We start from the raw sequence: 25,773 nt of genomic DNA, 5'->3' as shown, positions 1-25,773 counted from the left end.
GAAGTGGTCGCGCTGATGCTGCCGCTCCTCCTGGTCGCCGCCGGCCTGGCGGTCTTCCTGCCCGTGCCGGTAGACGCGGGCGCGCGCCTGGTGCAGCACCTGCTCAGCCTCACCTTGCAGGTCCTGGCCGCGGCTGCTGCGACGACGGCCCTCCTGCGGGCGGCGCGCACCTACGGTCCCCGAGACCGCGAGCGACGTGTCTGGCACCTGGCGGCCTGGGCACCGGGGGTGTGGGTGGTAGGGCTGCTGGTCTACGCCCTGCGGGAGTGGTCCGGCCCGGCGCGCCTCTACCCGTCCGCGGCCGACGCCTTCCAGGTGACGGCCTTCCTCCTGCTGCTCGCTGCCCTGGGGGATGAGTTCCTCCTGGTGAGCCCCATGCTCCCGTCGTGGCAGCGGCTGGCGCTGGCGGGTTGCGGTGCGCTGCTGGGGGTTACGCTGGTCGGCTGGTTCATGTGGCCGGTGCTCTCCAGCCCGCTCCACCCCCTGGAGAAGGGTCTCGACCTCTTCTACGCTGGCATGCCGGCTCTGCTGGTGCCGCTGGCCCTGGGACCGGCCATCGCCTTCCGCGGCGGCGTCTCCGGATACGTCTGGCTGGGGGTGGCTGCAGGCGTGGCCTGCCTGGCCCTGGCCGGTCCGGGCCTGGCCTACCTGGCCTCCTACGAGCTGTACACGCACGTTCACCCGGTCAACCTGTTGCGCGTGACCGGGCTTGCGGCGCTCTCCGCCAGCGGGACCTGGCACCGGCGGATGATCGAGGCACTCTGATGGCGGTACGCGGCGGCACTGCGTCGCTAGTCCTCACCCCTGCCCGCTGGGCCACCTGGGTGGCGCAGCGGCACCAGTGGAACGGCTACCTCTGGCTGCGCTGGCCCGAGAGCGAGGCGGTCCTGCTCTTCGTCGACGGCCGTCCCCGCATCCACCTGTGGGACGGCAAAGGGTGGGCGGAGGGGGAGCACGCCCTCACCTCAGTGGCTCGCCGCCTGGAGCGGATGCCTCCGCCGCGCTGGGGACAGGTGCCTCTTCCGGCGCGCTGGGCGGCGGCACTGCGCGACCTGGCGCTGGTACATCCGGCCCTGCCGGCGGAGGTCGTCTCCACAGAAGCCTGGGTCCGGTGGGCCCAGCAACACGGGTTCAACGGCGTCGCCGTGCTCATCGGCGATGCTGCGGCCGCGTGGATCGTGCAGGACGGCCTGGTGCGGGCGGCGCGCTTCCACCAGGGAGCTGTCCTCGGGACAGACGGTACCTTCCCTTTGCAGGAGGGGCTGCTGCAGATCTACCGCGGCCGCGTGGCCGTGGACCTCTTCCCGCCCCCGGAGCCTTCACCGCAGCGGGAGCCCGCACAGCAAGAGCTCGCCCCGTCGCAGCGGGAGCCCGGGCAGCAGGAGCCCGTCCCCTCGGGTGAGGCGGAGGCGGTTTCCCCGGTCGCGGCGGATGAGCCCCCCTCCGCGGTCCCGCCACCTGTAGAGTCTCCCCTACCCGTGCCGGCAGAATCCAGGGAGCCCACGGTGGTCCCGGCCGGGAGTGAGGTGTCTCGTCGATTTCGGGGCGACGAGCGCTTCCTCCTGGCCCCCACCGTGGACCTGGCCAAACCCGAGGCGCTGCGCGACCTGATCATCCGGTTCGGCCAGGAGATCGTCGGGTGGCTCCCGCTGCTGGACGGCAGCCGCACCCTCGAGGAGGTTGCGCGCGCGGCGGCCGTCCCGCTGGACCAGGTGGACGGTGTCCTCAGCGGCCTGGTGGACCGCCGGCTGGTCTTCCGCCGCTACAGTCCTCGTCCCCGCGCCGGGCCGTCCGCATCCTGAGAAAATGGCGTGAAGGGGGCGGGAGGATCCGGGCGGAATCGGCGGAAGGTGGGGCGAAGGCCGCTGTGGACAGATTTCTTGCGCGACGCAGCAGGAGTTGCGGGAGGTGTGTAGAATAAGGTGAAGCACAACTTCATAGGAAGTCCCCGAAAAGGCAAACCCATCGCGAGGTGGGGGCGCAAAGCCACGGGACCAGGGAAGCGGTCGGCCGGGCTGCCGAAGGGAAAAAGGCGTTTGAAGTCCCCCTCGGTGGCACCACCGAGGGGGACTTCGCTTTCAGGCGGACATCGCACCTCACATCGCTGCATGCATCGCCGCTCTGAGCCTGCTGCCCCGACAGGCTCAACCTGCCGCGGGCATCTCACCGGCTTTCGGGGTCACGCCGCCGGAGGGGAGCACCGATGGCAGCCCGTGGCCAGCTGGGCACATATCCCACAGCAGCGTCCTCTCGCACGTCCACACCGCACGACGGAGGGGCGGCGCCGTCCCTGCCACCGCAACAACCGGCGCGGGGCGAGGACGAGCTGGTCGCCCGCTACCGGGCCACCCGCGACCCCGCGGTGCGGGAGGAGATCGTCCTGACCTGCACGCCGCTGGTGCGGCGCATCGTGGCCGACTTCATCTTCTCCGGAGTCCCCGGCGACGACCTGATGCAGGTAGGCTTCATCGGTCTGCTCAATGCCGTGGAGATGTTCGACCCCACACGCGGGGTCAAGTTCGTCACCTACGCCAGCCACCTCATCCGCGGGGAGATCCGACACTACCTGCGCGACCACCGGGACACCATCCGCAAGCCGCGCTGGCTGCAGAAGCTTAACCACCAGATCGAGGAGGCGGCGGCCCGGTACATCAGCGAGGAGGGGCGCTTCCCTCCGCTGGAGCAGCTGGCCTCGGAGCTCAATGTGGAGGAGGAAGGACTCCTGGAGGCCCTGAAGACGCGGGAGGTGCTGCGCACCATCTCCCTGGAGGCGGATGAGGAGACCGGTGACCTGCGCGTCGACCGCGACCGCACCCGGCACAAGTCTCCCACCGCCACCCAGCTCCCCCTGGAAGACCGCATCGTGCTTTTCGAGGCCATGGAAAAGCTGAACCCGCTGCAGCGGCGGGTGCTCTACTACCTCTTCTTCACCGACCTGACCCAGATGGAAGCAGCCAGACGGATCGGCATCTCACAAAAACACGTCTCCCGGGTGCTGGCCAACTCGCTGACCAAGCTGAGGGCGCTGCTGGACCCGGCGGTGTGAACGGGAGGATCCGGACGATGTCACAGATCAAGGACGTCCTGGCGGAGCTGGCCAAGGTGGAGGGCGTGCTGGCGGTGCTGGTCGTGGGCCGCGACGGCTTCGTCATTGAAGGCATCACCACCGAGGATGTGGACCTGGAGGGGATCGCCGCCATCGTGGCCAGCAACGTGGCGGCGGCGGAGGCCATGGGCACCGAGATGGTGCGCGGGATGATGCGCGGCCTTCTCATGGAGTTCGAGGAGGGGCCCGTGGCCGTAGGGCCGGCCGGCCCTGATGCCCTGCTGGTGGTGGTGGGCAATGCCCGCTGTAACCTGGGGCGCATCCGTCTGGAGATGAAGCGCAACAGCCAGCTGGCCGCGGCGCTGGTCTGAGATCCGGGCGCCCCCGCGGATTGCAGGGCGGCAAGTCCGCGGAGTGCGAGATCGTACCCCGCCCCCCCGCGTCGCATGGGGGCGTGGACTCCCACCCGGTCCACGCCCCCGCGGCGTGTCTATGGGCGGGCAGCGGCGGGCATAATGCCTGCGGAGCAGCAACGGGAAGGTCGTCAGAGCCATGTCGCCATCCGGGTCGCGCCGCGCCGCCCGCCGGTGCTGGAAGGTGTGCCCTGTCTGGACCGCATCAGGCCTCTCCACCCTGGAGAGCGTGATCGTGATCAGCGTACTGGGCGTCGTGGTGGGGATGAGCATCTCCGGCGTGCGCGGGGCCCTGGCCCGAGAGCGGGTGGACGGCTGGGTGCGCACCATAACCTACGACATCGCCGCCGCCCGCCAGGCCGCCCTGACGCGCCGCACCACGGTGACGGTCAGCATCACCTCCCACGCCTACACCGTCGGCGCCGCCGACGGAGGGACGCTGCGCCAGGCCCTCCTTCCCGAGGACATCGTCCTCAGCACCACCTGCCCGGCGGCTGCTTGCTCTTTCAACCGCCGCGGCGTGCCCCTGGCCGCGGGCACCATTACCGTGACCAACACCACCACCGGGCGCACATATACCGTGCGCATCACCCAGGGCACGGGTCGGGTGTCCTACAGCGAGCCCTGAGGTGCAGCGGTGCTGATCCCCCGCGTCGGGGAAGACGAGGCGGGCTTCACCCTGGTGGAGCTGGTCGTGGCTACCACCGTGCTGGCCCTGATGGCCACCACGGTCCTGGGCGGGCTGCTCTACGGCATGACCGAGGCGCGCCGGGGGAAGGTGAGGGCTGAGGCCGCGGCCTGGGTGCAGGCCGAGCTGGACTACCTGCGCCTGCAGGGCTACTCCTTCCTGGCCGATGATGTGGCCGCCGGGACCCGCACCCTGACCCACGACGGCGGGTATACCACCTACGGCGACCTCACCGAGCCGCGGATCCCTGCGGGGTTTCACCACGCCGTGATCCAGGCCCGGGACATTACGGATCCACCGCTGCGCAAGCTGACGGTCATGCTTTACGAGCGGGCGGACTCCCCGCCGTATACCATCCTCAGTACCTATGTGGCCAACTTCAGCACGCCCTAGCGTGCCCCGTCTCCCTGCAGCGAGGGCCGGACGGGTATCCCGGCCCGGTCCCGCCGGGATGACCCTGATCGAGGTGCTGGTGGTGATGGGACTGATGGCGGCGCTGGCGGGATCCATGACCACGCTGGTGGGGGCGGCGGTCCGCAGCAAGCTCATCGTGGCGGTGCGCTCTGCCGACACAGAGACGGCGCGGCAGACCCTGGAGTGGATGTCGGAGCGGCTGCGCAACGCCGGGTTGAACCTGGTCCCCGCAGAGCAGAGCGAGGCGCGCTGCCGGGACATGGTCGTGGCTGAAGACGCCGCCCTGCGGCCCACAGCGACGGCGGTATACGTCAGCGGGGAGATCCTGAACAGCGATACGGTCGCCGGCAACGAGGTGATCACCCTGGGCTACTTCCTGGGTCCCGATCCGGAGACGGGCACCCAGGTCGTCCTGGAATACCAGCAGTCCTGCGCCCCGGGGGCCGCACCGGTTACCATCCCCCTCTCCGACCCTCGGGTCACGGTGACGGCCCTGACCTTCGACTACTACTCCAGCGCCGGCCTGCGGGTAGTGGACCTGGCCTCCCCAGCAGAGATCCGGCGCATCCGCCTGATACGAATCACGCTCACGGTCCAGGCGTCGCAGGGCTCCTCCGGCGTGCAGGCCCAGACCTGGACGCGCGACGTGATGCTGCGCAACCCCGAGCCCAACGCCAATGCCTGGAAGAACCCCAACGAGGACATCTAGCCCTACCGCGGTCGGCGTCCCCGGCACCGCCGCCGGGTCGGTGATGATGTACATCCTCCTGATGATGGGGCTTGTCACCGTGATCACCCTGGGGGTGATGCGCTTCATCGCCGCCGACCTCTCCGCGGGTATCCGGCAGCTGCAGGCGGTGCGCGTCTTCAACATCGCCGAGGCGGGTATCCACTACGCGCTGGGGCGGCTGCAGCAGCCAGGGGCGGTGGGCTACCGGGGAGAGACCGTTACCCTGGAGGCCGGAGGCAGCGTGCTGGGCAGCGCGGCGGTCACCGTTAGCTGCCTGGACGGCCAGCCCCCGCCGTGCAGCGGCGCCACCGCCGCCTTCCGCCGCATCGTCTCCGTGGCCACGCTGTCTGTGCCCGGGCCCACCCGCACAGTGGTGGTGACGGTGGAGGGGTTTCCGCAGGGCACAAGCCCCTACGTCATCTGCGCCTACACCTCGGTCACGGTGAACCAGGGTATCACCATCTACGGGGACGTGGCCGCCGACGGCTCCATCAGCCTGCTCGGCCCGGCCAGCAGCCCGGCTCGGGTGCGCGCCGATCCCCCGCCGCCGTACACCAACAACGGCTACTACACGGGCAGCGCCCGGGCCACGGGTCCCATCACCTGCTCGCAGGGGTGCGCCACCCAGGTCCAGGGGACGACCACGCCTTACGCCCCCGGCCCCATCTGCCCGACGGTGGCGCTGCCCGAGTTCTCCCCCGGAACCAACGACCGCACCGTGACCACCGCGGGGTGGACCATGGACGCCACCACCGGGTACGACTGGGACGAGATCGTCCTGGAGGCGGCCGGAGAGTCGGGCGGCTGCACCGGTGCTACGCCCTTCACGGACCTGCGCATCGACACCGGCGCGGCCGGTACCACCACCGTGGTCAACGTGCGCACCCTGCGCCTGGGCCGCTGCGGCCGGCTGATCCTGCTGGGGGAGGGGAAGGTGGAGCTGCGTGTGGCCGAGCTCAGCAGCCAGGGGCTGGTTGTCGGGCAGTACGGCCGCTTCGGCATGCTGCCCACGGATACCGCCGAGACGCCCCAGCCGGCTCCCGCCGGCCGCCTGCGCATCTACGTCCGCTCCACCGCCCAGGATCCCGCCGCGGTGCAGATCGACCGGGCCAGTATCGTGGTGGGCACGTTCATCGTGCCCAACGGGCGCTGGGACGAGGACCGAGCCGTGGGCTACATCGGCAAGATGTACGGCGCCGTCCTGGCTCAGACGGTGGATGTGGACCGCGACTTCGTCTTCACCTACGACCCCACGGCGGAGATCGCTTCGCCCACCTACGGCAGCTTCACCCGGCTGCGCGCCTGGAAAGACCAGTAACGCAAAGATCTGCGATAGAAGCGCAATCTAGCCGTTAAGTGGGTGAATTTCACCCGCTGCTCACGGGCTCCGCGAATGTCTTGCTGCTCCCCCGCCTGTCCGAGTCCCTGGTCGGGCGTATGGAGGTCCTCACCCTGTGGCCACTCTCGCAGGGCGAGATCGACGGTGTGGTCGAGGACTTCATTGATCGGGCCTTTGCTTCCACATTTTCCCTGCGGGCCACCGTGGTGCCTCGGGAAGAGGTAGCGCGGCGTATCGCCTGCGGGGGATTCCCCCAGGTTGTCCTCCGGGCCTCCTCCCGTCGTCCCGCATGGTTCCGCTCCTACCTTACCACGATATCGCAGCGCACCGTGCGCGACCTGGCGGCGATCGAGCGGCTGCACGAGGTCCCGCGGTTGCTCAGCGCGCTGGCGGGGCGGATGGGGGCCCTGCTGAATGCCGCCGACCTCTCCCGCACCCTGGGAATTCCGCTGACCACCCTGCAGCGGTACCTGGCGCTCCTGCAGACAGCATTCCTCCTGTATCTCTTGCCGGCGTGGACGCCGGGGGTGCGCCGGCGCCTGCTGAAGTCCCCCAAGATCCTGCTGGTTGACACCGGGCTCGCCGCGCATCTGGTGGGGCTGGACAGTCGGGGCATGCTGGCGAACGTGGAACTGTGGGGAGCGTTTGTCGAGGCGTTTGTGGTCGTTGAATTGCTCAAGCAGACCGGGTGGAGCGCCACGCGCTGCTCGCTGTACCACTTCCGTACCGCGCGGGGGGAGGAGGTGGACGTGGTCCTGGAGGCCCCCGACGGCAGAGTGGTCGGCGTGGAGATCAAGGCGGCCGTCTCCATCGACGCCGGCGACTTCCGGGGGTTGCGCGTCCTGGCCCAGGCCGCCGGGCGGCGCTTCCTCCGGGGAATCCTCCTCTACTTCGGCGAGGAGGCTGTGCCCTTTGGGGACAACCTGTATGCCCTGCCCATCTCCGGCCTCTGGCAAGTGCCGCAGCCGCGCGTCATTGGACGCTCCGGCCGGGCGGCCCGGCGCGGTCAGTCGGCGACGTAGACCACCCGCAGGATCTCATCGATGGTGGAGACGCCGGAGAGGACCTTCTCCAGGCCGTCATCGCGCAGGGTCTGCATCCCCTCCCGCACAGCCAGAGCCTTGATCTCCGAGGAGGGGGCGCGCCGCACCACCAGCTCGCGGATGGCGTCGCTCATCATCAGCAGCTCGAAGACGCCGATGCGTCCCCGATAGCCTGTGAAGCGGCACTCCTCGCACCCCTGGCCGCGGAAGAGGGAGACCTCCCGCTGCGGGTCCAGTCCCAGCCGCTTCAGCGCGTCGGGGGGCGGGGTGTAGGCGATCTTGCAGTGGGGGCAGATCTGGCGGGCCAGGCGCTGCGCCAGGATGGCCACGGTGGAGGAAGCCACCAGGAAGGGCTCGATCCCCATGTCCACCAGCCGGGTGATGGCCGAGGCGGCGTCGTTGGTGTGCAGGGTGGAGAGAACCAGGTGCCCGGTGAGGGCCGCCTGCACGCCGATCTCCGCGGTCTCCCGGTCGCGCATCTCCCCCACCATGACTATGTCCGGGTCCTGGCGGAGGATGCTGCGCAGGGCGCTGGCGAAAGTCAGCCCGGCTTTGACATTGACCTGCACCTGGTTGATCCGCGGCAACTGGTACTCCACCGGGTCCTCCACGGTGACGATGTTCTTCTCCAGGCTGTTGATGGTCCCCAGGGTGGCGTAGAGGGTGGTAGTCTTGCCGCTGCCGGTGGGTCCGGTGACCAGGATCATCCCGTAGGGGGTGCTGATGGCCTGCTCCCACTGGCGCAGCGTGTCGCTGTGGAAGCCCAGCCGGTTAAGGCCAATGAGCGGGGTGGACTGGTCCAGGATGCGCATCACCACTTTCTCCCCGAAGATGGTGGGCAGGGTGGAGACCCGCAGGTCCACGGTGCGGCTGGGGGACTTGTAGTGGATGCGCCCGTCCTGCGGGCGGCGCCGCTCGGCGATGTCCAGGTCGGCCATGATCTTGGCCCGGGAGATGAGGGCGGCGCGCACGTCCCGCGGCGGCTTCATCACGTCGTGCAGCACCCCGTCGATGCGGTAGCGCACCAGCAGGCCGGTCCGCTGCGGCTCGATGTGGATGTCGCTGGCCCCCTGGCGGATGCCCTCGTCGATGATGGTGTTCAGCAGGCGGACCACAGGAGCGTCCTCGACCAGGGTCTTCAATAGCTCGATGGAGACCTCGTCCTCGCTGGACTCGGCCGTCTCCAGGGCCTCCTGCGCCACCGCCTCGCTGGCCGTCTCCATCTGGTAGTGGCGGTTGATGGCCGCCAGCAGGTCGTCCTCGGTGGTGATGACCGGCTCCACCTCCTGCCCGGTCATCAGGCGGACGTCGTCCACGGCGATGACGTTTAAGGGGTCGATCATGGCCAGCACCAGCCGGCCGCGCTCCCAGGTCACGGGCATCACCCGCAGCCGCAGGGCCAGGGAGTGGGGGATAAGCTTCACCGCGTCGGGGTCCACCTTCACCTCGGTCAGGTTGACGTAGCGGTAGCCCCACTGGCGGCCCATGGCCTGCGCCAGCTGCACCTCGGTGATCACCTTCATGTCCAGGAGGATCTGCCCCAGCCGTTCCCCGGTGCGGCTCTGGATCTCCAGGGCCTGGGAGAGCTGCTCGGGGGTGAGCAGCCCCATCTCCTGCAGCACCGTCCCCAGGGTCTCGGTGCGCCGCCCCCCCACCCGGGTGCCGCGCCGCACCGGGGCCTGGGGCCGCGCCTCCGTCCCGGCCTGTGTCGGGCCGGGGGCGGAGGGTGTGCTCTCGGCGGGCTTCATCTGCGTGGGCCGGGTCGGCATGGGCCCCGACGAAGGCGGTCCCACCTGCCCGTCCGGGGAGCCCGGGGCGGTGACGGGAGGCGGAGGGGCAGGCGCGGGACTGCGCGGCAGGGGGGGAGCCTCAGGCGACGCGGCGGGAGAGGCGGCCAGGCGGGCCTGGATCTGCGGGTCGTGGGGGGCCAGGGCCGCCGCCTGCTGGTAGGCTCGCAGCACCCCGTCGGTGCGCCCCAGGCGGAGGTAGACGTCCCCCAGGGCCAGCAGCAGGCCCACCGCCTCCTCGGTCGCCCCGCGCAGCAGGTACAGGTCCACCAGATCCACGTAGACCCAGGGCTCGTCGGGCAGCAGGTCGAGGAGACGGCGGTAGAGGGTGATGGCCTCCTCCACCGGACCCTGTTGCGCCTTCGCCCGCGCCTCGTGGTAGCGCAGGGCGGCTTCCAGCACCCGGTCCTCCGGGGGCAGGCCCAGGCGGGCTTTGTACTCCTCCAGGCGGATGGCGTCGCTCACAGGATCTCCGCAGGCACGTGAGGTGCTGGGTCCAGGGGATTCATGCCCCGGCGCGGGGCAAACCAGACGGCGACTAGGCGGCCCGGGTTGTGGGCATATGGCTACTTGCTATGCGGAGGTTCAGCCTACTATCCGCTGCGGTTGCATCCAAACCTGATCGAAGAGCGCAGTGAGTTTGTCAGAAGTTCCCGGGAAGCGTGCTCGCCGCGCCCCTCCTGCGGACGGTGAGTGAGCATGGACTACCACGACGTTGAGGCCTCCCTGCTCAGCGGCTTCCTCCGCGACCGCCACCTGTTAACTATCGCCCTGAACGAAGGGTTTCACGCGGACCTGCTGGCCACCCCGGTGGCCAAGCGGCTGGTGAAGGCCCTCTTCGACCTCTACGGGCGCAGCGCCGCGGTGGACGAGGTGGCGGTGCGCGCCTACCTGGACGACCACGGGCTGCTCTCTCCGGAGATGGAGCGGTACGTGGGGGCGGTGGTGGCGCGCACCCCGCCCAACGCCGGGCAGGTGATCGGCTACCTGGACCTGCTCAAGGCGCGGGAGAGCCGGGAGCTGCTGCAAAAGGTGCACGAGGAGCTGGGGGCCTTCCTGCACAAGGGGGGAGACCGGCCGCAGGACATGATCCAGATAACCAGCGAGGCCATCGGCCGGCTTATGGAGATTCAGAAGCGGCGCATGCGCAAGCAGGTCGCGCCCGTCTCCACGGCGCTGGGAGACCTGGTGGAGTTCGCCGACCGCTCTGACCCTGTGCGCCAGCTGGGATTCTCCATCCGCCCCTTCGACCGCCTGAACGAGGTCCTCTCCGGGCTGCGCCGCGGCTTCTACTACGGGCTGGCCGGAGCGCCCCGCCGGGGCAAGACCAACTTCGCCCTGGAGCTGGCCACCTTCATCGCCGCCAACCACCGCACCCCGGTCCTCTACTACACCTGGGAGCAGACACGCCGCGTCCTGGGAGCCCGGCTGATGGCCCGCGAGACCGGGCTGAACCCCACCTGGATCCTGGCCGGGGCCGACCCGGAGGGGCGCTCCATCGCCCCCAGGCTGCGCGAGGCAGTGCAGCGGATGGCCCGCTACGCCCCCTACCTCTACGTGGTGGAGGCGGGGCGGCAGCACACCCTGGACCGCATCCGCGCCCACGCCTACAACCTGATGCAGGAGTTCGAGACCTCCGACATCGTCATCTTCTTCGACTACCTGCAGAAGATCCCGCTCTCCGAGTATGTGGACGACCAGCGGGCGCGCACCGACTTCATCTCCACGGCCCTGGCGGAGATGAGCCTGGAGCTCAACTGTCCCATCTTTGCCATCTCCCCGCTGGACAAGGAGGGCTGCCGCCTGGACGAGCGTCCGGCGGACGAGGCCGAGGAGTTCAACGTCTACAACCGGCCCACCATGCACCACTCCATGGGCAGCGGGGACCTGGAGTACGACCTGGACGTGGCCATGGTCCTGGCCAAGGACTGGAAGGCCACGCACGACCTGGCCACCCTGCTGGAGTCCCGGGCGCGCAGCGAGGGGTTGGACCCGGCGCTGATGCCCAAGGTGGACATCATCAACCTCTTCGTGGACAAGAACCGGGATGCGCCGGAGACCGCTTCCTACATCGTGCAGTACGCCTTCTTCGTCACCCTGAACAAGTTCCTGGAGGTGGACTACAAGCTGGAGAAGGAGTACCGGCCCGACTTCCACGCCTTCGCCAAGACCCAGGAGATCTACACCTACCTGCGGGAGGGCGGGCACATACCCACGCGCGAGGTGGCGCCGCAGGCCTAGAGGCGGCGCGAGGAGGACAGGGACATGATCGTGGACCGGGAAGCGCCCATCTACCCCATCCGCACGGTGGCCCAGCTCACCGGCGTCAACCCCCGGCGGATCCGGGCCTGGGAGGAGCAGTACCACCTCATCGCGCCGGCGCGCACCGGCGGCGGGCACCGCCTCTTCTCCGAGGAGGACGTGGAACGGATCCGCTGGATCAAGGCCATGGTCGACCGGGGGATGAGCCTGAAAGGCATCCAGCGGGTGCTGCAGGCCCATCCACCGGCGGAGCTGGCCGCCGAGGGGAGGGGAGGCCGGTGAAGATCCAACTGGAGCGCCAGCCTATCGTGGTCTGGACCCTGCTGCACCGCATTGACGGCGAGCTGCCGCTGCCCCCGACCGCCCGCATCTCCGACCGCTTGAACCAGGCGCGGGACTTCCTGCCCATAACCAACGCCCGCGTCTACACCCTGGACGGGCAGTTGCTCTACGAGGCGCCGGTGGCGCTGCTCAACCGGCAGCAGGTGGTGATGATGCTGGAGCGCGAGGCCTCCTAGGGAGGCTGCGGCAACCAGATCCGGCCGGGCCAGCGGGCTGCGACCGGGACTGTGGGAGGGAGAACGATGGCCAAGGGAGTGACGTTCAGCGTGACGGTGCGAGACGCCGTGGGCAACATCTCGGTGGCGGACGCCCGCGGGGCGATCGACGAGCCGCCGGTGATCGAGCACGTGATCATCGACCCGCCGGTGGTGCCCTCGGGCGGGGTGGCCCGGGTGACCATCGTGGCCCGCGACCCGGAAAACGACGCCCTCACCTTCGAGGTCCGGGCCAGCGAGGGGACTCTGGAGCCCACCAGCGAGCCCAACGTCTTCCTCTGGCGCGCCCCCTAGCCGCATGTCCGGGAATTCCCCTGCAGCATTGCCCGGGCAGCGGCGATGAGCGGAGGCGGCGGGCGGCGAGCACCCGGAGGCATCCGGCGGAGGGATCATGGCTGAGCTGAACATCACCGTGCGTGACCCGCACGGGCAGGCCACCTCCCGCAGGGTGGAGGTGGACGTCGCGGGGGGAGACGCCGCTCCCGCGGCTCCGCCGTCCCGGGACAGTGGCGGCCCCGGTCGCTATACTGAGGCTTTGCGGGGTCATCCCCGGCGAGTTGCCCCGATGCGCAGACGCGTGCCCATGGGGCGGATCCTGGTGGAAGCCGGCCTCCTCTCCGAGGCCCAGCTGGAGCGCGCCCTGCAGCAGCAGAAGGAAACAGGCGAGCGCCTGGGCCGGGTGATCATGAGCATGGGCCTGGCCTCTCAGGAGGACATCGCCCGGGCCATCGCCAAGCAACTGGGCATCGACTTCGTCAACCTGGCGGACGTCCTGCTGGAAGAGGACGTACTGCTCCGCGTCCCCGAGCATATCGCCCGCCGTCACCACGTCATCCCCATCAGCGCCGACGACAGCAGCCTGGTGGTGGGTATGGAGGACCCGCTGGACGTGGTGGCCCTGGACGACCTGCGCAAGCTCACCGGCCTGGAGATCCGTCCGGTGGTGATAACCCCCGACGCCTTCCAGCGCGCCCTCAGCCAGTACCCCGTGGGGGTGGACCAGACGCTGGCGGAGATCCGCCCCGCGGAGACCTACGAGGAGGAGGTGGCCACGGAGCGGTTGCGCGCCGTGGCCGAGGACGCGCCCATCGTCCGCCTGGCCAACCAGGTTATCGTCCAGGCCATCCGTCAGGGGGCCAGCGACATCCATGTGGAACCGCAGGAGCAGCGGGTGCGCATCCGCTACCGCATCGACGGGGCCCTGTACTCGGTGATGACGCCCCCCAAACACGTGCAGGCGGCCCTGGTCTCCCGCATCAAGATCATGGCCGGGATGAACATCGCCGAGCGCCGCGTCCCCCAGGATGGTCGCATCGAGATGCGGGTGGACAACCGGGACATCGACCTGCGCGTTTCCACCATCCCCACCGTCTGGGGGGAGAAGGTGGTCATGCGCATCCTGGACAAACAGGGGGCCTTTGTGGGCATCGAGAAGCTGGGCCTGCTGCCGGAGGACCACCAGCGCTTCGAGCGCATCATCACCCGGCCCCACGGGATCATCCTGCTCACCGGCCCCACCGGAAGCGGCAAGACCACCACCCTGTACGCCATCCTCAACCGGCTGAACAAGGTGGAGGTCAACATCACCACCATCGAGGACCCGGTGGAGTACCAGCTCCCGGGGATCGCCCAGGTGCAGATCAACCCCAAGGCCGGCCTGACCTTTGCCACCGGGCTGCGCGCCTTCCTGCGGCAGGACCCGGACATCATCATGGTGGGGGAGATCCGCGACGAGGAGACGGCCAGGATCGCCATCCACGCCTCCCTCACCGGGCACCTGGTGCTTTCCACCCTGCACACCAACGACGCTGCCGGGGCGGTGACCCGCCTGGTGGACATGGAGATCGAGCCCTTCCTGGTCTCCTCCTCGGTGATCGGGGTGATCGCCCAGCGCCTGGTGCGGGTGCTCTGCCAGCACTGCAAGCAGTCTTATGTCCCCACCCCGGAGATGCTGAAGCGGGTGGGGCTGGCCGACCTAGCTCCGGTGCCCACTTTCTACCGGGCCACTGGCTGCGAGTACTGCAGCAACATCGGCTACAGGGGGCGGACGGGGCTGTTTGAGATCATGCCCGTAGACGATACCATCAAGGGGCTGATCGTCGACCGGGCGCCCAGCGGGCGGATCAAGGAAGCGGCCATCGCCGCGGGGATGCGCACCCTGCAGACCGACGGGCTGGCCAAGGTCCTGAACGGTACCACCTCGCTGGAGGAGGTCCTCCGCGTGGTGTTCGTAGAGGAGTAAGGCGCGGCCTTCGAGGAGGAGCGACGACAGGAATCCAGGGAGGGGCAGCCATGCACATCGACGACCTGCTGCGCGAGGTTGTGGAGAACCAGGGCTCGGACCTGCACCTCACCGCGGGCATCAAGCCCACCATGCGGGTGTGGGGGAAGCTGCAGCCCATGGAGCAGTACGAGGTGCTGACCCCTGAGGACACCTTCCAGCTTGGCTACAGCATGCTCAACACCTTCCAGAAGCAGAAGTTTGAGAAGTTCTGGGAGCTGGACCTCTCCTACGGGGTCCCCGGGCTGGGGCGCTTCCGGGTGAACATCTACCGGCAACGGGGGGCGGTGGGCATCGCCGCCCGGGTCATCCCCATGAGCATCCCCACCGTGGAGCAGCTGAACCTGCCCCCCATCCTCAAAGAACTGACCCGCAAGCCCCGGGGCCTGGTGCTGGTCACCGGCCCCACCGGGCATGGCAAGTCCACCACGCTGGCCTCCATGATCGACTTCATCAACAGCGAGCGCAGCGTGCACATCGTCACCATCGAGGACCCCATCGAGTACCTGCACACCCACAAGAAGTCCATCGTCAACCAGCGGGAGCTGGGCTTCGACACCCAGTCCTTTCCCAACGCCCTGCGGGCGGTGCTGCGGGAGGACCCCAACGTGGTGCTCATCGGGGAGATGCGTGACCTGGAGACCATCGCCGCCGCTCTGACCATCGCCGAGACCGGGCACCTGGTCTTCGCCACGCTGCACACGGCCAACGCCAGCCAGTCTGTGGACCGGATCATCGACGTCTTCCCGCCCCACCAGCAGCAGCAGATCCGAATTCAGTTCAGCAGCGTGGTGGAGGCGGTGATCTCCCAGCAGTTGCTGGCCAACGCCCGCTACAACGCCGCCAGGGCCGAGGGGCGGGTCACCCGATCCCGCCTGGGAAGCGCATCGCGGGGGGGCTGGCCTTCCCTGGACGAGATCGGCCGGGTCCCCGCGGTGGAGGTGATGCTGGCCACCCCGGCCATACGCAACCTCATCCGCGAGGCCAAGACCCACCAGATCGAGACAGCCATCCAGACCGGGGTGCAGTACGGCATGCAGACCATGGACCAGTCGCTGCGCGACCTTTACCTGAAGAAGCTGATCACCTACGAGGACGCCATCGGCCGGGCCATCCACCCGGAAGAGCTGCGCAAGATGATCCGCGAGGCGGGCGGCGAGGAGCCGGAGCCGGCGGTGCGCCTGCGGGTGCGATCATAAGGGCAGGTGAGGGCAATGGCCGTATTCCGCTACAGCGCCAAGGACCCCACAGGGCGGGTGATCGCCGGGACCATCGAGGCGGACAACGATGCGGTGGTGGTGGACCGCCTGCGGGAGATGGGCTTCTTCATCACCAACCTGGAACGGGCCCAGGAGCGCCGCGACGTGGGCGAGCTGCTGCAGGGGATGTTCGGCGTGGGCCTCAAGGACCTGGCCATCTTCTCCCGCCAGTTCTCCACCATGGTCAACGCCGGCCTGTCTCTGGTGCGGGTGCTCTCCATCCTGGAACAGCAGACCTCCAACAAGAAGCTGCGCGAGGTAGCAGCACAGGTGCGGCTGGACGTGGAGGCCGGCCGCCCCCTCTCCGAGGCCCTGGCCCGTCACCCTAAGGTCTTCAGTAGCCTCTACGTGAACATGGTCAAGGCCGGGGAAACCGGAGGGGTGCTGGACGAGGTCCTCAACCGCATCGCCACCTTCCTGGAGAAGGAGCAGGCGCTGCGGCAGAAGGTGAAGGCGGCCATGGTCTACCCGGCCCTGCTCACCGTGGCGGCACTGGGCGGGCTGATGTTCATGACCGTGGTCATTCTCCCCCAGTTCCAGAACCTCTTCCGGGAGCTGGGCGGGGAGGGGAGCCTGCCGCTGCCCACGCAGATCGCCATGGCCACGAGCGTGGTCATCCGCCGCTTCTGGTACCTGGTCTTTGGGGGCATCATCCTGCTGGTCTGGGGCCTGCGCCGCTACCTGCGCACCCCCCAGGGGCGGGCCCGCTACGACCGGCTGAAGCTGCGCCTGCCGGCCCTGGGCGACCTCAACCGCAAGATCGTGGTGGCCCGCTTCTCCCGCACCCTGGGGACGCTCATTGCCAGCGGGGTGCCCATCATGCAGTCCCTGGAGGTGGTGGCCAAGGCCATCGACAACACGGTGATCGGCGAGGCGGTGGACGCGGTGCGCGCCAGCATCCGGGAGGGGCAGACCATCGCCATCCCGCTGCAGTTCTCCGGGGTCTTCCCGCCCATGGTGGTGCAGATGGCCAAGGTGGGGGAGGAGACGGGGCAACTGGAGCAGATGCTGGAGAAGGTGGCCGACTTCTACGACGTAGAGGTGGAGACCACGGTGCAGAGCCTGACCTCGCTGCTCGAGCCGATGCTGATCATCTTCATGGGCGTGGTGGTGGGCGCCATGGTCATCTCGCTGTACCTGCCCATCTTCTCCCTGGCCACGGGCGGGGGGATCAAGTAGGGACGTGTTTACGTTCTTCCTCAACCGAAGACAGCGCACCACCCCAGGGGGCTTCCACAACCAAAGACGGCGCACCGCCCAGGGGGGCTTCACCCTCATCGAGCTGGTGGTGGTGCTGGCTGTGCTGGGGATCCTGCTGGCGCTGGCTGTGCCGCGCTACCTGGGCGCCCGCAAGCGAGCCTACAAGAGCGAGGCTGACCACCTGCTGCAGGAGCTGAAGACGCTCTCCTGGGCTTACTACCACGAGCACGAGTTCTTCCCCACCGCACCGGCAGATATCCCGTTCCAGATGCCCGCCGGAGCGGTCTGGAACACGCCCATCGTGGCCGCCGGAGGGGGCAGCGATACCTTCATTACCTGGACCACCAGCGGCCTTTCCGGCGGGGCCCTCGTGGGACCCGCGGACCTGTGCTCCGTGACGCTGAGCACCGACGGGTCGGCGTCCCAGGGCTGCAACTTCTAGGCTTTCTCGCGAGCCAGAGCCTCCGCCCCGGGTATTCAGGAGTCGGCTCGCCGGAGCCCCCTCCCAAAAAATGTCTAGGTCGATGCCGATCCGGGCATAGGAGGGTGGTGAACCCCAAGGATCGGCCGGAAGGGGAGGTGGGTGTGTTGAGGGGAGCGTTGTGCCGGGGCCTTCACCGACTTGAGCTATGACAAACCGCCAATAAGCACTGAAGGGAGGTAGGTATCTTGCTTCGGTTCTTCGTCGACCAAAAGCGGCGCACCGCCGAGGGGGGCTTCACCCTCATCGAGCTGGTGGTCGTGCTGGCCATTCTCGGTATCCTGCTTGCGCTCGCCGTGCCGCGCTACCTGGGCGCCCGCAAGCGCGCCTACAAGGCGGAGATCGACAACATCCTCCAGGAGGCGAAGACGCTCTCCTGGGCCTACTACCAGGAGCACAATGTCTTCCCTGACGACATCACCGACATCGCCCTGCAGATGCCCGCCGGGTCAGCCTGGCAGACGCCGACGGTGTCGGCTGGCGGAGGTAGCGCTTCGTCTATTACGTGGCAGGCTGTTGGGCAGTCCAGCGGATTCCCCGTGGGTAGCTCCGACTCGTGTTCGGTCGTCCTTAGCACCAACGGCGACTCCAACCAGGGCTGCAGTTTCTAGTCGATTCGAGCCGTGATTGGCGCGGAGGGTGGGACAAATCCCGCCCTCCGCGTTATCGTGTTCACAGATGGACGCTCACCTCGTTGAGACGCGATCCGATGTAGTGGTTGCAGCGAGAAAGCTGCGCCTCGATCTTCGCGTTATCATCGTTCCCCTTCTGGTAACAACGGCTGCCGCGGTCGGTGTTGCCCTCAGGGGATACGGCCTTAGCAAGGGCTTATGGTTTGACGAGGCATACAGTTTTTGGATCGCCCGGCAGCCCCTCTTGGATGTGCCCCGGCTACTCCGTGTCTACGATACCCACCCACCCTTCTATTACATGCTTCTCCACGTCTGGATGGCGATTGCAGGCCAAACTGAGGCTGCGATTCGCATTCCTTCTGCGCTCGCCGGGGCGGTCCTGATCCCGCTCACTTTTCTCCTGGCCCGCCGGCTCAGCGGAGCAACCGTGGGGGTGCTGGCCGCAGGGATTGTGGCTTCCTCGCCGTACCTCATCGCCGCATCTCAAGAAGCACGGATGTACTCGTTCCTTGGGGTCTTCACCCTGGGTGCTACCTATGCGCTCCTGCTTGGCTTAGAAGAGGGCAGGCGGCGCTACTGGGTCGCCTATGCGGCTCTGATGGTCCTGGCCGTCTACACGCATCACTTCGCCTTGCTGGTCCTGCTGGCGCATGCGGTCTACCTGGTTGCGACACTCCGGCATGGTCCTGCGCTCAAGTGGTGGCTTGCATGCGTCCTCGTCATCGTGATTGCCTATCTGCCACTGCTTCCGAGTTTGCCTCCACAGGTGACCACGGTCCGGTCGTGGCCGTCGATTCGGCCCCCGTTGCGCCTCAGCGACCTCGTTGATGTACTTGCGATGTGGAGCTTCGGAGGGGGCCTGTTCGGGACGGCAACGTACTTCCGCAAGGGTTTCTATTCAGGAGTAATCCCAGAAACGTGCGTTCTGAGTCCACTCCGCTTCACTGACCCGTCGCCGCCCAAGGTCTGTCTGGACCAGCCAGCCTACCCCCTGTTAGCACTTATCCCGTTTATCTTGCTGGTCCTGACAGGGGTGAGTCGGTTAGAAAGACGAGGACGCCTGCTGATTCTGGCGTGCTGGCTCGTTCCCTTCCTAATAGTGGCGCTCATCTCACTGCAGTGGAATTTCTTCCAGAAGCGCTACTTCTCCTTCTTGACGCCTTTCTTCTCTGTGCTGGTCGCTGCGGGGATTCTGCAGACGGTCCATACGGTGCGGCACATCAGGCCCGTAGCTGCAGCAGCCGGGCTGCTCGCGTTTCTAGGGGCGTATACTATTCCTGCTCTTTTCGCCTACTTCACTGCCCCGCCGACTCATGACTGGCGTGCAGCGGCCGCATACGTTCGCCAACATGCTTCGCGGGAGGACGTACTGCTGTTCATGCCCGCGTTCACCCGCCTGCCATTCGAGTACTATTTCCATGGAGATCAGGCTACGGTCTCGATTAACCCGCGCGAAATCCTCAAGGGGAGGCAAGTAGTGGGTTTCCGCGTGGAGGCTGATAGCAGAGCGATTGCCGCGCTCGCCCTACGCCACCCTCGCTTGTGGATCGTCGCCGCGGCGCCGATTGGGGTAGAGGGGCGCCATGAGCTGCTCCAGCAGGTGCCCGGCAGTTTTCGTGAGGCTGCCGGCGTCGGCTTTGGCTACGTTTACGTGTTCCGCTGGGATTCTCAGCGCTTCACTCCGGCGACCCGGTGATTCCTATCATTCCTGCAACGCGTGCGGCTCCCGCCCTGTGGCTAAAGTCTCAAGTCAGCGCCCTGGCCGGTGTTCTCTTGCTTGCGCTGGTTCTCCGCCTCTATGCCCTTGAAGCGAAGAGCCTGTCCTTTGACGAACTCTACAGCTTTTTCGTAGCCCGGCACACGCTTTCAGGCATCACGCGGCTGATTGGCCAACACGACACCCATCCTCCGCTTTACTACGCGACGCTCCGTCTGTGGATGGCGGCTGTCGGCAGCAGTGAGGTCGCGCTTCGATTGCTCTCCATACTTGGAGGTCTCACTACAGTCTTTCTTACCTACCTGGTGGCGGCTCGCCTCGCCTCACCGGCAGTGGGCCTGATAGCGGCATTGATCGTCGCCACGTCACCTTTCCACATCCAAGCGACGCAGGAAGTGCGCATGTATCCGTGGCTGGGTGTGTGGATCTGGTTGGGCGCCTGGGCCCTCCTGCAATGGCTCGATGGGGATCGCCGCGGGTGGCTTGCCCTCTACGGTCTCGCAACGGTACTGAGCCTCTACACGCATTACCTTGCCTTCTTCATGCTTCCCGCGCACGCAGTGTACCTGACCGCTACGCACACCTCTCGGCGAAAGATGATTGCCTGGGCGACGTGTCTACTCGCTATTAGCGTGCTCTACCTGCCGTGGGTGCCCATGGTGGCGCAGCAGGTCGCTTCCGGTCGCGGCTGGCCCCAGTTCCGACCTCCGCTTACCTATCACACCATCACAGATCTGCTGGGTTTTCTGGCTTTTGGCGGCCGCCTGTTCGGCATGGGGACCTACTTCACGGTTGGAAGGGCCGATCTCGTCACCCTCGCTCCTTTGCTGTTACCGTTTCTCCTGCTGGCCGCCTATGGGTTGTCCATCTTAGCTGCGACATCCTCCGCGTGGTTCCTCGCCTCGTGGGGAGGAGTTCCAGTCATCCTGGCTTTCGCCTTCTCAATCAAGTGGAACATCTTCTATCCTCGGTACTTCTCGTTCCTGGAGCCGGTATTTGCCATTGCCCTGGCTGCCGGGATCTACTACCTCGCGGCGGGATTTTCGTCCTATCGCTGGCTGGCAGTGGTGGGTCTGCTGCTGTTGCCCGTGTCGTTCTCTGTCCCGGTGCTTGCGGAGTATTACCGAGTACCCGGATACAGCGACTGGCGTGCAGCCTCCCGCTACCTTGAGGCAAGCATCAAGCCGGATGATGCACTTCTGTTCGTGCCCGCGATCGGCAGGGAGATGATGCGCTACTATCTTTCCTACAAGAACGAATCACTCGCCATGGATCCTGGCGAAGTTCTCAAGACGGATGTCACAGGCGCTCAAGCCGTGCTGGGCGCCGAGAAGATTGCTGCCATGGCCCGGCGCCACCCCCGGCTCTGGATTGTGGCCACGCTGCCGCTGGGCTATCCGGCGCGGAGCCGGCTCAACGAGATACTCGGTCCCTATTTCATCGAGACGTGGGGGCGGGATTTCCACCGCGTATACCTGTTTCTCCTGAAATCCAGAGTTAGGACGGCCTCCGCTGCGCCGTGATCTGGATTGTCCTCCCTGCGTACAACGAGGCCAGAAATCTCCCGGCATTAGGGGAAGGGATCGCCCGGACCATGAATGGCCTGGGCCAGCCGTACCGGGTTGTCATGGTGGATGACGGCAGCACTGACGGAACGAGGAGCGTGGCGGCTGCCCTCTCCGCACGTCTTCCCATCCGGGTTCTCGGGCACGACCACAATCATGGACTGCCGGCTGCCCTGCTCGCAGCCTTTCGTTGGGTCCTCCCTTTGGCGGGGCAGGATGATGCCATCGTCACCATGGACGCGGACAACACTCAGCCTCCTGAACTCATTCCCGGCATGGTGGCAGCACTCGAGCGCGGGGCGGACGTTGTGGTTGCCTCACGCTATGTGGCGGGCGCCGACCAGTTGGGTGTGCCTGTACTGCGCCGCATCCTCAGCCGCGGTGCCCGTATCCTCCTGGCCGTTCGGTTTGGTCTGCGCGGCGTTAGGGACTACTCCTCCGGCTTCCGGATGTACCGCGCCCGCCTCCTCCAGGCAGCAGTCGAGCGTTATGGTAGCAGCCTCATTGCGACACGGGGGTTCGCGGTGATGCCAGAACTGCTGGTGAAGTTGAGCGTGTTCCATCCAAAGATCGCAGAGGTTCCTCTGCGGCTGCGCTACGACCGCAAGCAGGGGAGAAGCAAGATTCGGCTGGCCCGGACTATTGTCGAGTACCTGCGGTTACTTGTCAGGCCCGGGGTTGCGCCTGCTTCCGCGCAGGGGGACCGGCATGGCTGAACCGCAAGTCACTGTGGAGAGCATGCTGCCTGCGAGCACGCCGGCTGGCCAGTCTCCCGTGGCAGTTTCCAAAGGCTGGAAGAGCCAAACGCATACGCACGTTCAGTCGCTGGGAAGGGTGGCCGTCCTGGTGGGCATCGTGGCGTTTTCAGCTCTGGTCCCCCTCATGCCCACCAATGACATGAAGGCAGACCTTACGCTCCTTTCCGGGCTCGTCCTGGTACTGGGGCTGTACTTCCTCTGGCGGGGAGGGGCTTTGTCCTCTCGGTCCCGGCTAGACCTGCCCCTCATCGTCTTCATCCTTGCAGCCTCTCTGGCGACCGTGCTGTCGCCCAGGTCCTTCCTCAGTTTCGTCCCCTCCCGCAGCCGCGGCGACGGGCTCCTGATCTACGTCGTCTATGTGCTGATGGGTTGGGCCGCAGCGCGGCTGAGACCCGACAGTGCAAAGCTTGTGCTCAGGGGCGGTCTGGCGGGCGCGATTGTGATCGCGGCCGTGGCGGTGGGACAGTTCTATGGCGCCGACCCTTTACGCCTGCTGGGATTTCGCGCCGTTGACCCCGGCGTGTTTTTCGGTATTCTCCCTCTGCCAACCGCGGATCTTCCTTACCACGGCTGGCGCAGCTTTGGCACGCTGGGGAACCCTATTTTTCTGGGGGGCTACACACTGCTTGTTCTGCCGGTCATCATCGCCTTCGTACTGGCTTCAGATCGCCGGTGCGCCCGCTATATTCTGCTTACCGCTCTCGCCGGGACCTACGCAGCACTGCTTGCTTCGGCGAGCCGCGCTGCCTTTGCCGGGTTGGTCCTCTCCGTAGGGATGCTCTTGGTGGTTCCCCCACGCCTTCCACGTCCGTGGAAGCGCCTGGTGCTGGTGGCTGGTGTCCTGGCGGCGGTGACTGCCTTGCTCACCCTGACGGGACCCGGAGAGGAACTGATGGGCCGGGCGAGGGGAGGGGTCAGCTCTCAGGACGGGTCGTTGCGGATGAAGCTGTTTGTGTGGAAGAATATCCTCCCCCTCATCGCCCAGCGTCCGATCTTTGGCTGGGGGTTCTCTAATCTCGCCGGACGGCTGCCCGGCATCGGGTCAAAGGAATACTTTGAGATCTACGGATTTGCCTTGTCGGGTATCGACACCGCTCACAATGAGATCCTGCACATAGCTTTCAGCACGGGTCTACTCGGGCTGGCTGCGTACCTGTGGATCTGGGCCGTGGTCCTCAAGGCGCTCCTCGCAGCCGTCCGCCACAGCGGCGAGCACAGGGCCGTGGCTGCAGGGATTTTGGCCGGTCTGGCCGGATACTTCCTGTGGCTTCAGTCCGCCTGGAGCCACATCGGCCCGGCCAACGTTTTCTGGACCCTGGCAGGGATCGCAGTGGCGCTGGAGAGGTCGGGGAAGGAGGCCGCAGCGTCTGCTGTCCTCACCTCGCAGCGGTAAGTCCGTGCAGACGGCCGGCCGGGAAGGCAACGGGACTCTGACCTTGGCTTATCCCAGAAGACTGGTGCCCACCGTACAGGCCACCGTTCGCTGGCTGACAGTGTTGGACGTGCGGCCCGTGCGATTTCTCCTGGTCGGCGTTACCGGGGTCGGCGTGAACACACTGGTTGTCTGGGCGAGCACGGCCGGTCTGTATCTCCAGACCACGCTCGCAGGTGTCCTGGCTGCGGCGCTGTCCACGTTCACGAACTTCATCCTGAACAACTTCTTCACGTGGTCGGACCGGCGCTCGTCCGACCTGCGTGTGGTTGCGGGGCGTCTGGTCCGCTACTACGTGACCACCGGCGGAGGCAACCTCATCTACCTGGCTGTCCTGACGGTACTGGTCGAGGTTCTCGGCACCCGGCTGTTTCTTGCTAACCTTGTGGCGATCGGCACAGGAGGCGTGTTCAACTACTGGGTGCACAATGTCTGGACCTGGGGGAAGAGACGTCGCCGGTGACGGGTAATCGCCTTAGGCTGGCGGCGGTTCGGCCCTCCCGTCCAGGACACACCACACACGTGCGGCTTTGGCCTCCGCTTCGGCATCTGGCAGGATCTGCTCTCCCGCCACCGCCGGAATGACGGGGACCTCCATGGCGCGCTCAAGGAGCGCAGCCCGTCTTGCTGCGCGCTCTGCGTCAGCCGGCACCACCTGGATCCGGGTGAGGATGCCCTGGAAGTAGCTGTGAGCCCGCTCGCGATACCGGCGCTCCAGGGCATCGCCGCTCAGCCACGCAAGCCGCTGGTCTATCCGGTCGACACGCAGGGCGAGGCGATCGACATGAGCTGCCAGCTGGTCCATACGGACTGCCAGCTGTTCCAGCGCCTCTGCCAGGCGCTGCAGTGACGATTCCAGCCGCCCAACCCTCGCCTCCAGCACCGCCTCTCCTCGGATGCCGCCTGCCACGCAAGATAACCGGCACCCAGTAGCTTTTCAAGCATAACACGACGCCCGATCCGAGCCGCGGGAGTCCGGTGGGGATACCGCCGGCGTCCCCACGCCCTGGGCCCGACAGAAAGGATCGGCCCGTTGGGCATAGAATTCAGGGGCCGCCGGCTTCTGGTCGGAGCAGAGCCGGCTGATCGGAGCCAGCCCGCCCCGCCAGTCTACGTGGTGAAGGAGACCTCGCCCATGAGGGTTGCCACTGACGCCCGGCGCCTCGTCGACAACATCGAGCGCGTCATCGTCGGCAAGCGCGAGCCCGTGGAGCTGGTGGTCACGGCGCTGCTGGCCGGCGGGCATGTCCTCCTGCAGGACGTCCCCGGGGTAGGCAAGACGATGCTGGCGCGGGCCCTGGCCCGCTCCATCGGCGGAGAGGTCTCCCGCATCCAGTGCACCCCCGACCTCTTGCCCGCTGACATCACCGGCAGCTCCGTAGTCGACCAGCGGGCCTTGGAGCTACGCTTCGTCCCCGGGCCCATCTTCGCCAACGTGGTCCTGGCCGACGAGCTGAACCGGGCCACCCCGCGCACGCAGGCCGCCTTCCTCGAGCCGCTGGACGAAGGCCAGGTGACCGTGGACGGCCGCACTCATCCGCTCCCCCAGCCCTTCTTCCTGCTGGCCACCCTCAACCCCACGGAGCACCACGGCATCTACCCTCTGCCCGAGGGGCAGCTCGACCGGTTCACCGTGGCCACCTCCCTGGGCTACCCCGGCTTCGAGGACGAGCTCCAGATGCTGGGCACGCACGTGGCGCGCCATCCCATCGACGATCTGGCGCCGGTGCTCACTCCCGAGGGAGTGGTGGCCATGCAACGGGAGGTGCGCGCGGTGTTCGTCAGCGAGGCAGTGCGCCGCTACGCCCTGCAGATTCTCGCGGCCACGCGCACCGCGCCCGGTGTGGTGTTGGGGTGCAGCCCGCGAGCGGGGATCGCCCTCCTGCGGGTGGCGCAGGCGCGAGCGGCAGCCGCCGGGCGGGAATTCGTGCTGCCCGACGACATCAAGGCGCTGGCGGTCCCCGTGCTCGCCCACCGGATGCTCGTCCGGCCGGAGACGGGCCCCGCCGCCGGCATTATCCGGACGCTCCTGGAGGAGGTCCCGGCCCCGCCGACGCTGGACGCCCCGGCCGGCCGCCCCTGACCTCAGCGCTGCTGGCAACCTGGTCGGTCACCGCCGGACACCAGGTGGGAGATGCCCCTGGTGTGGGAGAGCGACGGGTAAGGAGC

Annotated in this window: 26 protein-coding genes and 1 riboswitch; of the genes, 24 read left to right on the top strand and 2 right to left on the bottom strand. The window is 67.3% G+C overall.

All coding sequences use genetic code 11. From position 1 onward, the window contains the following. The first annotated feature begins 3 nt into the window (after window positions 1-3). The 9 genes from QN152_05075 (at window position 4) to QN152_05035 (ending at window position 7,652) form a co-directional block, all read left to right on the top strand. Window positions 4-765, top strand: a complete 762-nt coding sequence (locus tag QN152_05075) for a hypothetical protein (protein ID MDR7538890.1) — start codon at window positions 4-6, stop codon at window positions 763-765. Further along, the gene (locus tag QN152_05070) at window positions 765-1,802 is read left to right on the top strand and encodes a hypothetical protein (protein MDR7538889.1); all 1,038 of its coding nucleotides are present in this window, start codon (window positions 765-767) and stop codon (window positions 1,800-1,802) included. Before QN152_05075 ends, QN152_05070 begins: the two co-directional genes overlap by 1 nt. Window positions 1,803-1,945: 143 nt before the next feature. Then, window positions 1,946-2,023: riboswitch (cyclic di-GMP riboswitch) on the top strand. 180 nt (window positions 2,024-2,203) lie between these two features. Beyond that, the gene (locus QN152_05065; GenBank protein MDR7538888.1) at window positions 2,204-3,046 is read left to right on the top strand and encodes a sigma-70 family RNA polymerase sigma factor; all 843 of its coding nucleotides are present in this window, start codon (window positions 2,204-2,206) and stop codon (window positions 3,044-3,046) included. A gap of 17 nt (window positions 3,047-3,063) precedes the next feature. After that, window positions 3,064-3,417, top strand: coding sequence for a roadblock/LC7 domain-containing protein (locus tag QN152_05060; GenBank protein MDR7538887.1), 354 nt, complete (start codon window positions 3,064-3,066; stop codon window positions 3,415-3,417). Between the two features lie 271 nt (window positions 3,418-3,688). After that, a complete protein-coding gene (locus QN152_05055) occupies window positions 3,689-4,087 on the top strand; it encodes a GspH/FimT family pseudopilin (GenBank protein MDR7538886.1) in 399 nt (132 codons plus the stop codon). 9 nt (window positions 4,088-4,096) lie between these two features. After that, window positions 4,097-4,540: a type II secretion system protein gene (locus tag QN152_05050; protein MDR7538885.1), complete on the top strand. Its 444-nt coding sequence runs from the start codon at window positions 4,097-4,099 to the stop codon at window positions 4,538-4,540. Continuing rightward, window positions 4,515-5,270 (top strand): type II secretion system protein, encoded by a 756-nt coding sequence (locus QN152_05045; protein ID MDR7538884.1) that lies wholly within the window; start codon window positions 4,515-4,517, stop codon window positions 5,268-5,270. Before QN152_05050 ends, QN152_05045 begins: the two co-directional genes overlap by 26 nt. 43 nt (window positions 5,271-5,313) lie before the next feature. Continuing rightward, the gene (locus QN152_05040) at window positions 5,314-6,609 is read left to right on the top strand and encodes a hypothetical protein (GenBank protein MDR7538883.1); all 1,296 of its coding nucleotides are present in this window, start codon (window positions 5,314-5,316) and stop codon (window positions 6,607-6,609) included. A gap of 119 nt (window positions 6,610-6,728) precedes the next feature. Beyond that, a complete protein-coding gene (locus tag QN152_05035; GenBank protein ID MDR7538882.1) occupies window positions 6,729-7,652 on the top strand; it encodes a DUF4143 domain-containing protein in 924 nt (307 codons plus the stop codon). On the opposite strand, the gene gspE (QN152_05030) is transcribed toward QN152_05035, so the two are convergent. Continuing rightward, window positions 7,637-9,925 carry a type II secretion system ATPase GspE gene (gene gspE / locus QN152_05030; protein MDR7538881.1) on the bottom strand — a complete coding sequence of 763 codons (2,289 nt, stop codon included), beginning with the start codon at window positions 9,923-9,925 and terminating at the stop codon, window positions 7,637-7,639. The genes QN152_05035 and gspE (QN152_05030) overlap by 16 nt on opposite strands. Before the next feature lie 234 nt (window positions 9,926-10,159). On the opposite strand from gspE (QN152_05030), the gene QN152_05025 reads away from it, so the two are divergent. From QN152_05025 to QN152_04960, 14 genes are all read left to right on the top strand, one after another. Then, window positions 10,160-11,701 carry a DnaB-like helicase C-terminal domain-containing protein gene (locus QN152_05025; GenBank protein ID MDR7538880.1) on the top strand — a complete coding sequence of 514 codons (1,542 nt, stop codon included), beginning with the start codon at window positions 10,160-10,162 and terminating at the stop codon, window positions 11,699-11,701. A 24-nt stretch (window positions 11,702-11,725) separates the two neighbouring features. After that, window positions 11,726-12,004: a helix-turn-helix domain-containing protein gene (locus tag QN152_05020; protein ID MDR7538879.1), complete on the top strand. Its 279-nt coding sequence runs from the start codon at window positions 11,726-11,728 to the stop codon at window positions 12,002-12,004. Next, window positions 12,001-12,240 (top strand): hypothetical protein, encoded by a 240-nt coding sequence (locus QN152_05015; protein MDR7538878.1) that lies wholly within the window; start codon window positions 12,001-12,003, stop codon window positions 12,238-12,240. Before QN152_05020 ends, QN152_05015 begins: the two co-directional genes overlap by 4 nt. A gap of 66 nt (window positions 12,241-12,306) precedes the next feature. Next, the gene (locus QN152_05010; GenBank protein ID MDR7538877.1) at window positions 12,307-12,573 is read left to right on the top strand and encodes a hypothetical protein; all 267 of its coding nucleotides are present in this window, start codon (window positions 12,307-12,309) and stop codon (window positions 12,571-12,573) included. A gap of 97 nt (window positions 12,574-12,670) precedes the next feature. After that, window positions 12,671-14,521, top strand: coding sequence for a type II secretion system ATPase GspE (gene gspE, locus QN152_05005; protein MDR7538876.1), 1,851 nt, complete (start codon window positions 12,671-12,673; stop codon window positions 14,519-14,521). 50 nt (window positions 14,522-14,571) lie between these two features. Further along, the gene (locus QN152_05000) at window positions 14,572-15,759 is read left to right on the top strand and encodes a type IV pilus twitching motility protein PilT (GenBank protein ID MDR7538875.1); all 1,188 of its coding nucleotides are present in this window, start codon (window positions 14,572-14,574) and stop codon (window positions 15,757-15,759) included. A gap of 15 nt (window positions 15,760-15,774) precedes the next feature. Further along, window positions 15,775-16,998 carry a type II secretion system F family protein gene (locus tag QN152_04995; GenBank protein ID MDR7538874.1) on the top strand — a complete coding sequence of 408 codons (1,224 nt, stop codon included), beginning with the start codon at window positions 15,775-15,777 and terminating at the stop codon, window positions 16,996-16,998. A gap of 4 nt (window positions 16,999-17,002) precedes the next feature. Further along, the gene (locus tag QN152_04990) at window positions 17,003-17,461 is read left to right on the top strand and encodes a type II secretion system protein (GenBank protein ID MDR7538873.1); all 459 of its coding nucleotides are present in this window, start codon (window positions 17,003-17,005) and stop codon (window positions 17,459-17,461) included. A gap of 227 nt (window positions 17,462-17,688) precedes the next feature. Further along, the gene (locus QN152_04985; GenBank protein MDR7538872.1) at window positions 17,689-18,111 is read left to right on the top strand and encodes a prepilin-type N-terminal cleavage/methylation domain-containing protein; all 423 of its coding nucleotides are present in this window, start codon (window positions 17,689-17,691) and stop codon (window positions 18,109-18,111) included. Window positions 18,112-18,178: 67 nt separating this feature from the next. Continuing rightward, on the top strand, window positions 18,179-19,828 hold the full coding sequence (locus tag QN152_04980) for a glycosyltransferase family 39 protein (protein ID MDR7538871.1): 1,650 nt from the start codon (window positions 18,179-18,181) through the stop codon (window positions 19,826-19,828). Beyond that, window positions 19,825-21,372 (top strand): glycosyltransferase family 39 protein, encoded by a 1,548-nt coding sequence (locus QN152_04975; protein ID MDR7538870.1) that lies wholly within the window; start codon window positions 19,825-19,827, stop codon window positions 21,370-21,372. The genes QN152_04980 and QN152_04975 overlap by 4 nt, the downstream gene beginning before the upstream one ends. Further along, the gene (locus QN152_04970) at window positions 21,369-22,130 is read left to right on the top strand and encodes a glycosyltransferase (protein MDR7538869.1); all 762 of its coding nucleotides are present in this window, start codon (window positions 21,369-21,371) and stop codon (window positions 22,128-22,130) included. The genes QN152_04975 and QN152_04970 overlap by 4 nt, the downstream gene beginning before the upstream one ends. A gap of 118 nt (window positions 22,131-22,248) precedes the next feature. Next, window positions 22,249-23,565: an O-antigen ligase family protein gene (locus QN152_04965; protein ID MDR7538868.1), complete on the top strand. Its 1,317-nt coding sequence runs from the start codon at window positions 22,249-22,251 to the stop codon at window positions 23,563-23,565. Between the two features lie 64 nt (window positions 23,566-23,629). Beyond that, complete coding sequence (locus tag QN152_04960) at window positions 23,630-24,067, top strand: GtrA family protein (protein MDR7538867.1); 438 nt, start codon at window positions 23,630-23,632, stop codon at window positions 24,065-24,067. Between the two features lie 12 nt (window positions 24,068-24,079). On the opposite strand, the gene QN152_04955 is transcribed toward QN152_04960, so the two are convergent. Continuing rightward, complete coding sequence (locus QN152_04955) at window positions 24,080-24,514, bottom strand: hypothetical protein (GenBank protein ID MDR7538866.1); 435 nt, start codon at window positions 24,512-24,514, stop codon at window positions 24,080-24,082. A gap of 225 nt (window positions 24,515-24,739) precedes the next feature. On the opposite strand from QN152_04955, the gene QN152_04950 reads away from it, so the two are divergent. After that, the gene (locus tag QN152_04950) at window positions 24,740-25,687 is read left to right on the top strand and encodes a MoxR family ATPase (protein ID MDR7538865.1); all 948 of its coding nucleotides are present in this window, start codon (window positions 24,740-24,742) and stop codon (window positions 25,685-25,687) included. Window positions 25,688-25,773 lie beyond the last annotated feature (86 nt).

The organism is Armatimonadota bacterium, from assembly GCA_031459715.1.
GTDB lineage: Bacteria > Sysuimicrobiota > Sysuimicrobiia > Sysuimicrobiales > Humicultoraceae > Humicultor > Humicultor tengchongensis.
This window is presented reverse-complemented; position numbering and strand designations above follow the sequence as displayed.

Bases quoted from the DNA above. Each gene is read 5' to 3' on its own strand.
- QN152_05070 (MDR7538889.1), top strand. From the start codon at position 765: ATGGCGGTACGCGGCGGCACTGCGTCGCTAGTCCTCACCCCTGCCCGC.
- QN152_05065 (MDR7538888.1), top strand. From the start codon at position 2,204: ATGGCAGCCCGTGGCCAGCTGGGCACATATCCCACAGCAGCGTCCTCT.
- QN152_05060 (MDR7538887.1), top strand. From the start codon at position 3,064: ATGTCACAGATCAAGGACGTCCTGGCGGAGCTGGCCAAGGTGGAGGGC.
- QN152_05045 (MDR7538884.1), top strand. From the start codon at position 4,515: ATGTGGCCAACTTCAGCACGCCCTAGCGTGCCCCGTCTCCCTGCAGCG.
- QN152_05040 (MDR7538883.1), top strand. From the start codon at position 5,314: ATGATGTACATCCTCCTGATGATGGGGCTTGTCACCGTGATCACCCTG.
- QN152_05035 (MDR7538882.1), top strand. From the start codon at position 6,729: ATGGAGGTCCTCACCCTGTGGCCACTCTCGCAGGGCGAGATCGACGGT.
- QN152_05025 (MDR7538880.1), top strand. From the start codon at position 10,160: ATGGACTACCACGACGTTGAGGCCTCCCTGCTCAGCGGCTTCCTCCGC.
- QN152_05020 (MDR7538879.1), top strand. From the start codon at position 11,726: ATGATCGTGGACCGGGAAGCGCCCATCTACCCCATCCGCACGGTGGCC.
- QN152_05010 (MDR7538877.1), top strand. From the start codon at position 12,307: ATGGCCAAGGGAGTGACGTTCAGCGTGACGGTGCGAGACGCCGTGGGC.
- gspE (MDR7538876.1), top strand. From the start codon at position 12,671: ATGGCTGAGCTGAACATCACCGTGCGTGACCCGCACGGGCAGGCCACC.
- QN152_05000 (MDR7538875.1), top strand. From the start codon at position 14,572: ATGCACATCGACGACCTGCTGCGCGAGGTTGTGGAGAACCAGGGCTCG.
- QN152_04995 (MDR7538874.1), top strand. From the start codon at position 15,775: ATGGCCGTATTCCGCTACAGCGCCAAGGACCCCACAGGGCGGGTGATC.
- QN152_04980 (MDR7538871.1), top strand. From the start codon at position 18,179: ATGGACGCTCACCTCGTTGAGACGCGATCCGATGTAGTGGTTGCAGCG.
- QN152_04950 (MDR7538865.1), top strand. From the start codon at position 24,740: ATGAGGGTTGCCACTGACGCCCGGCGCCTCGTCGACAACATCGAGCGC.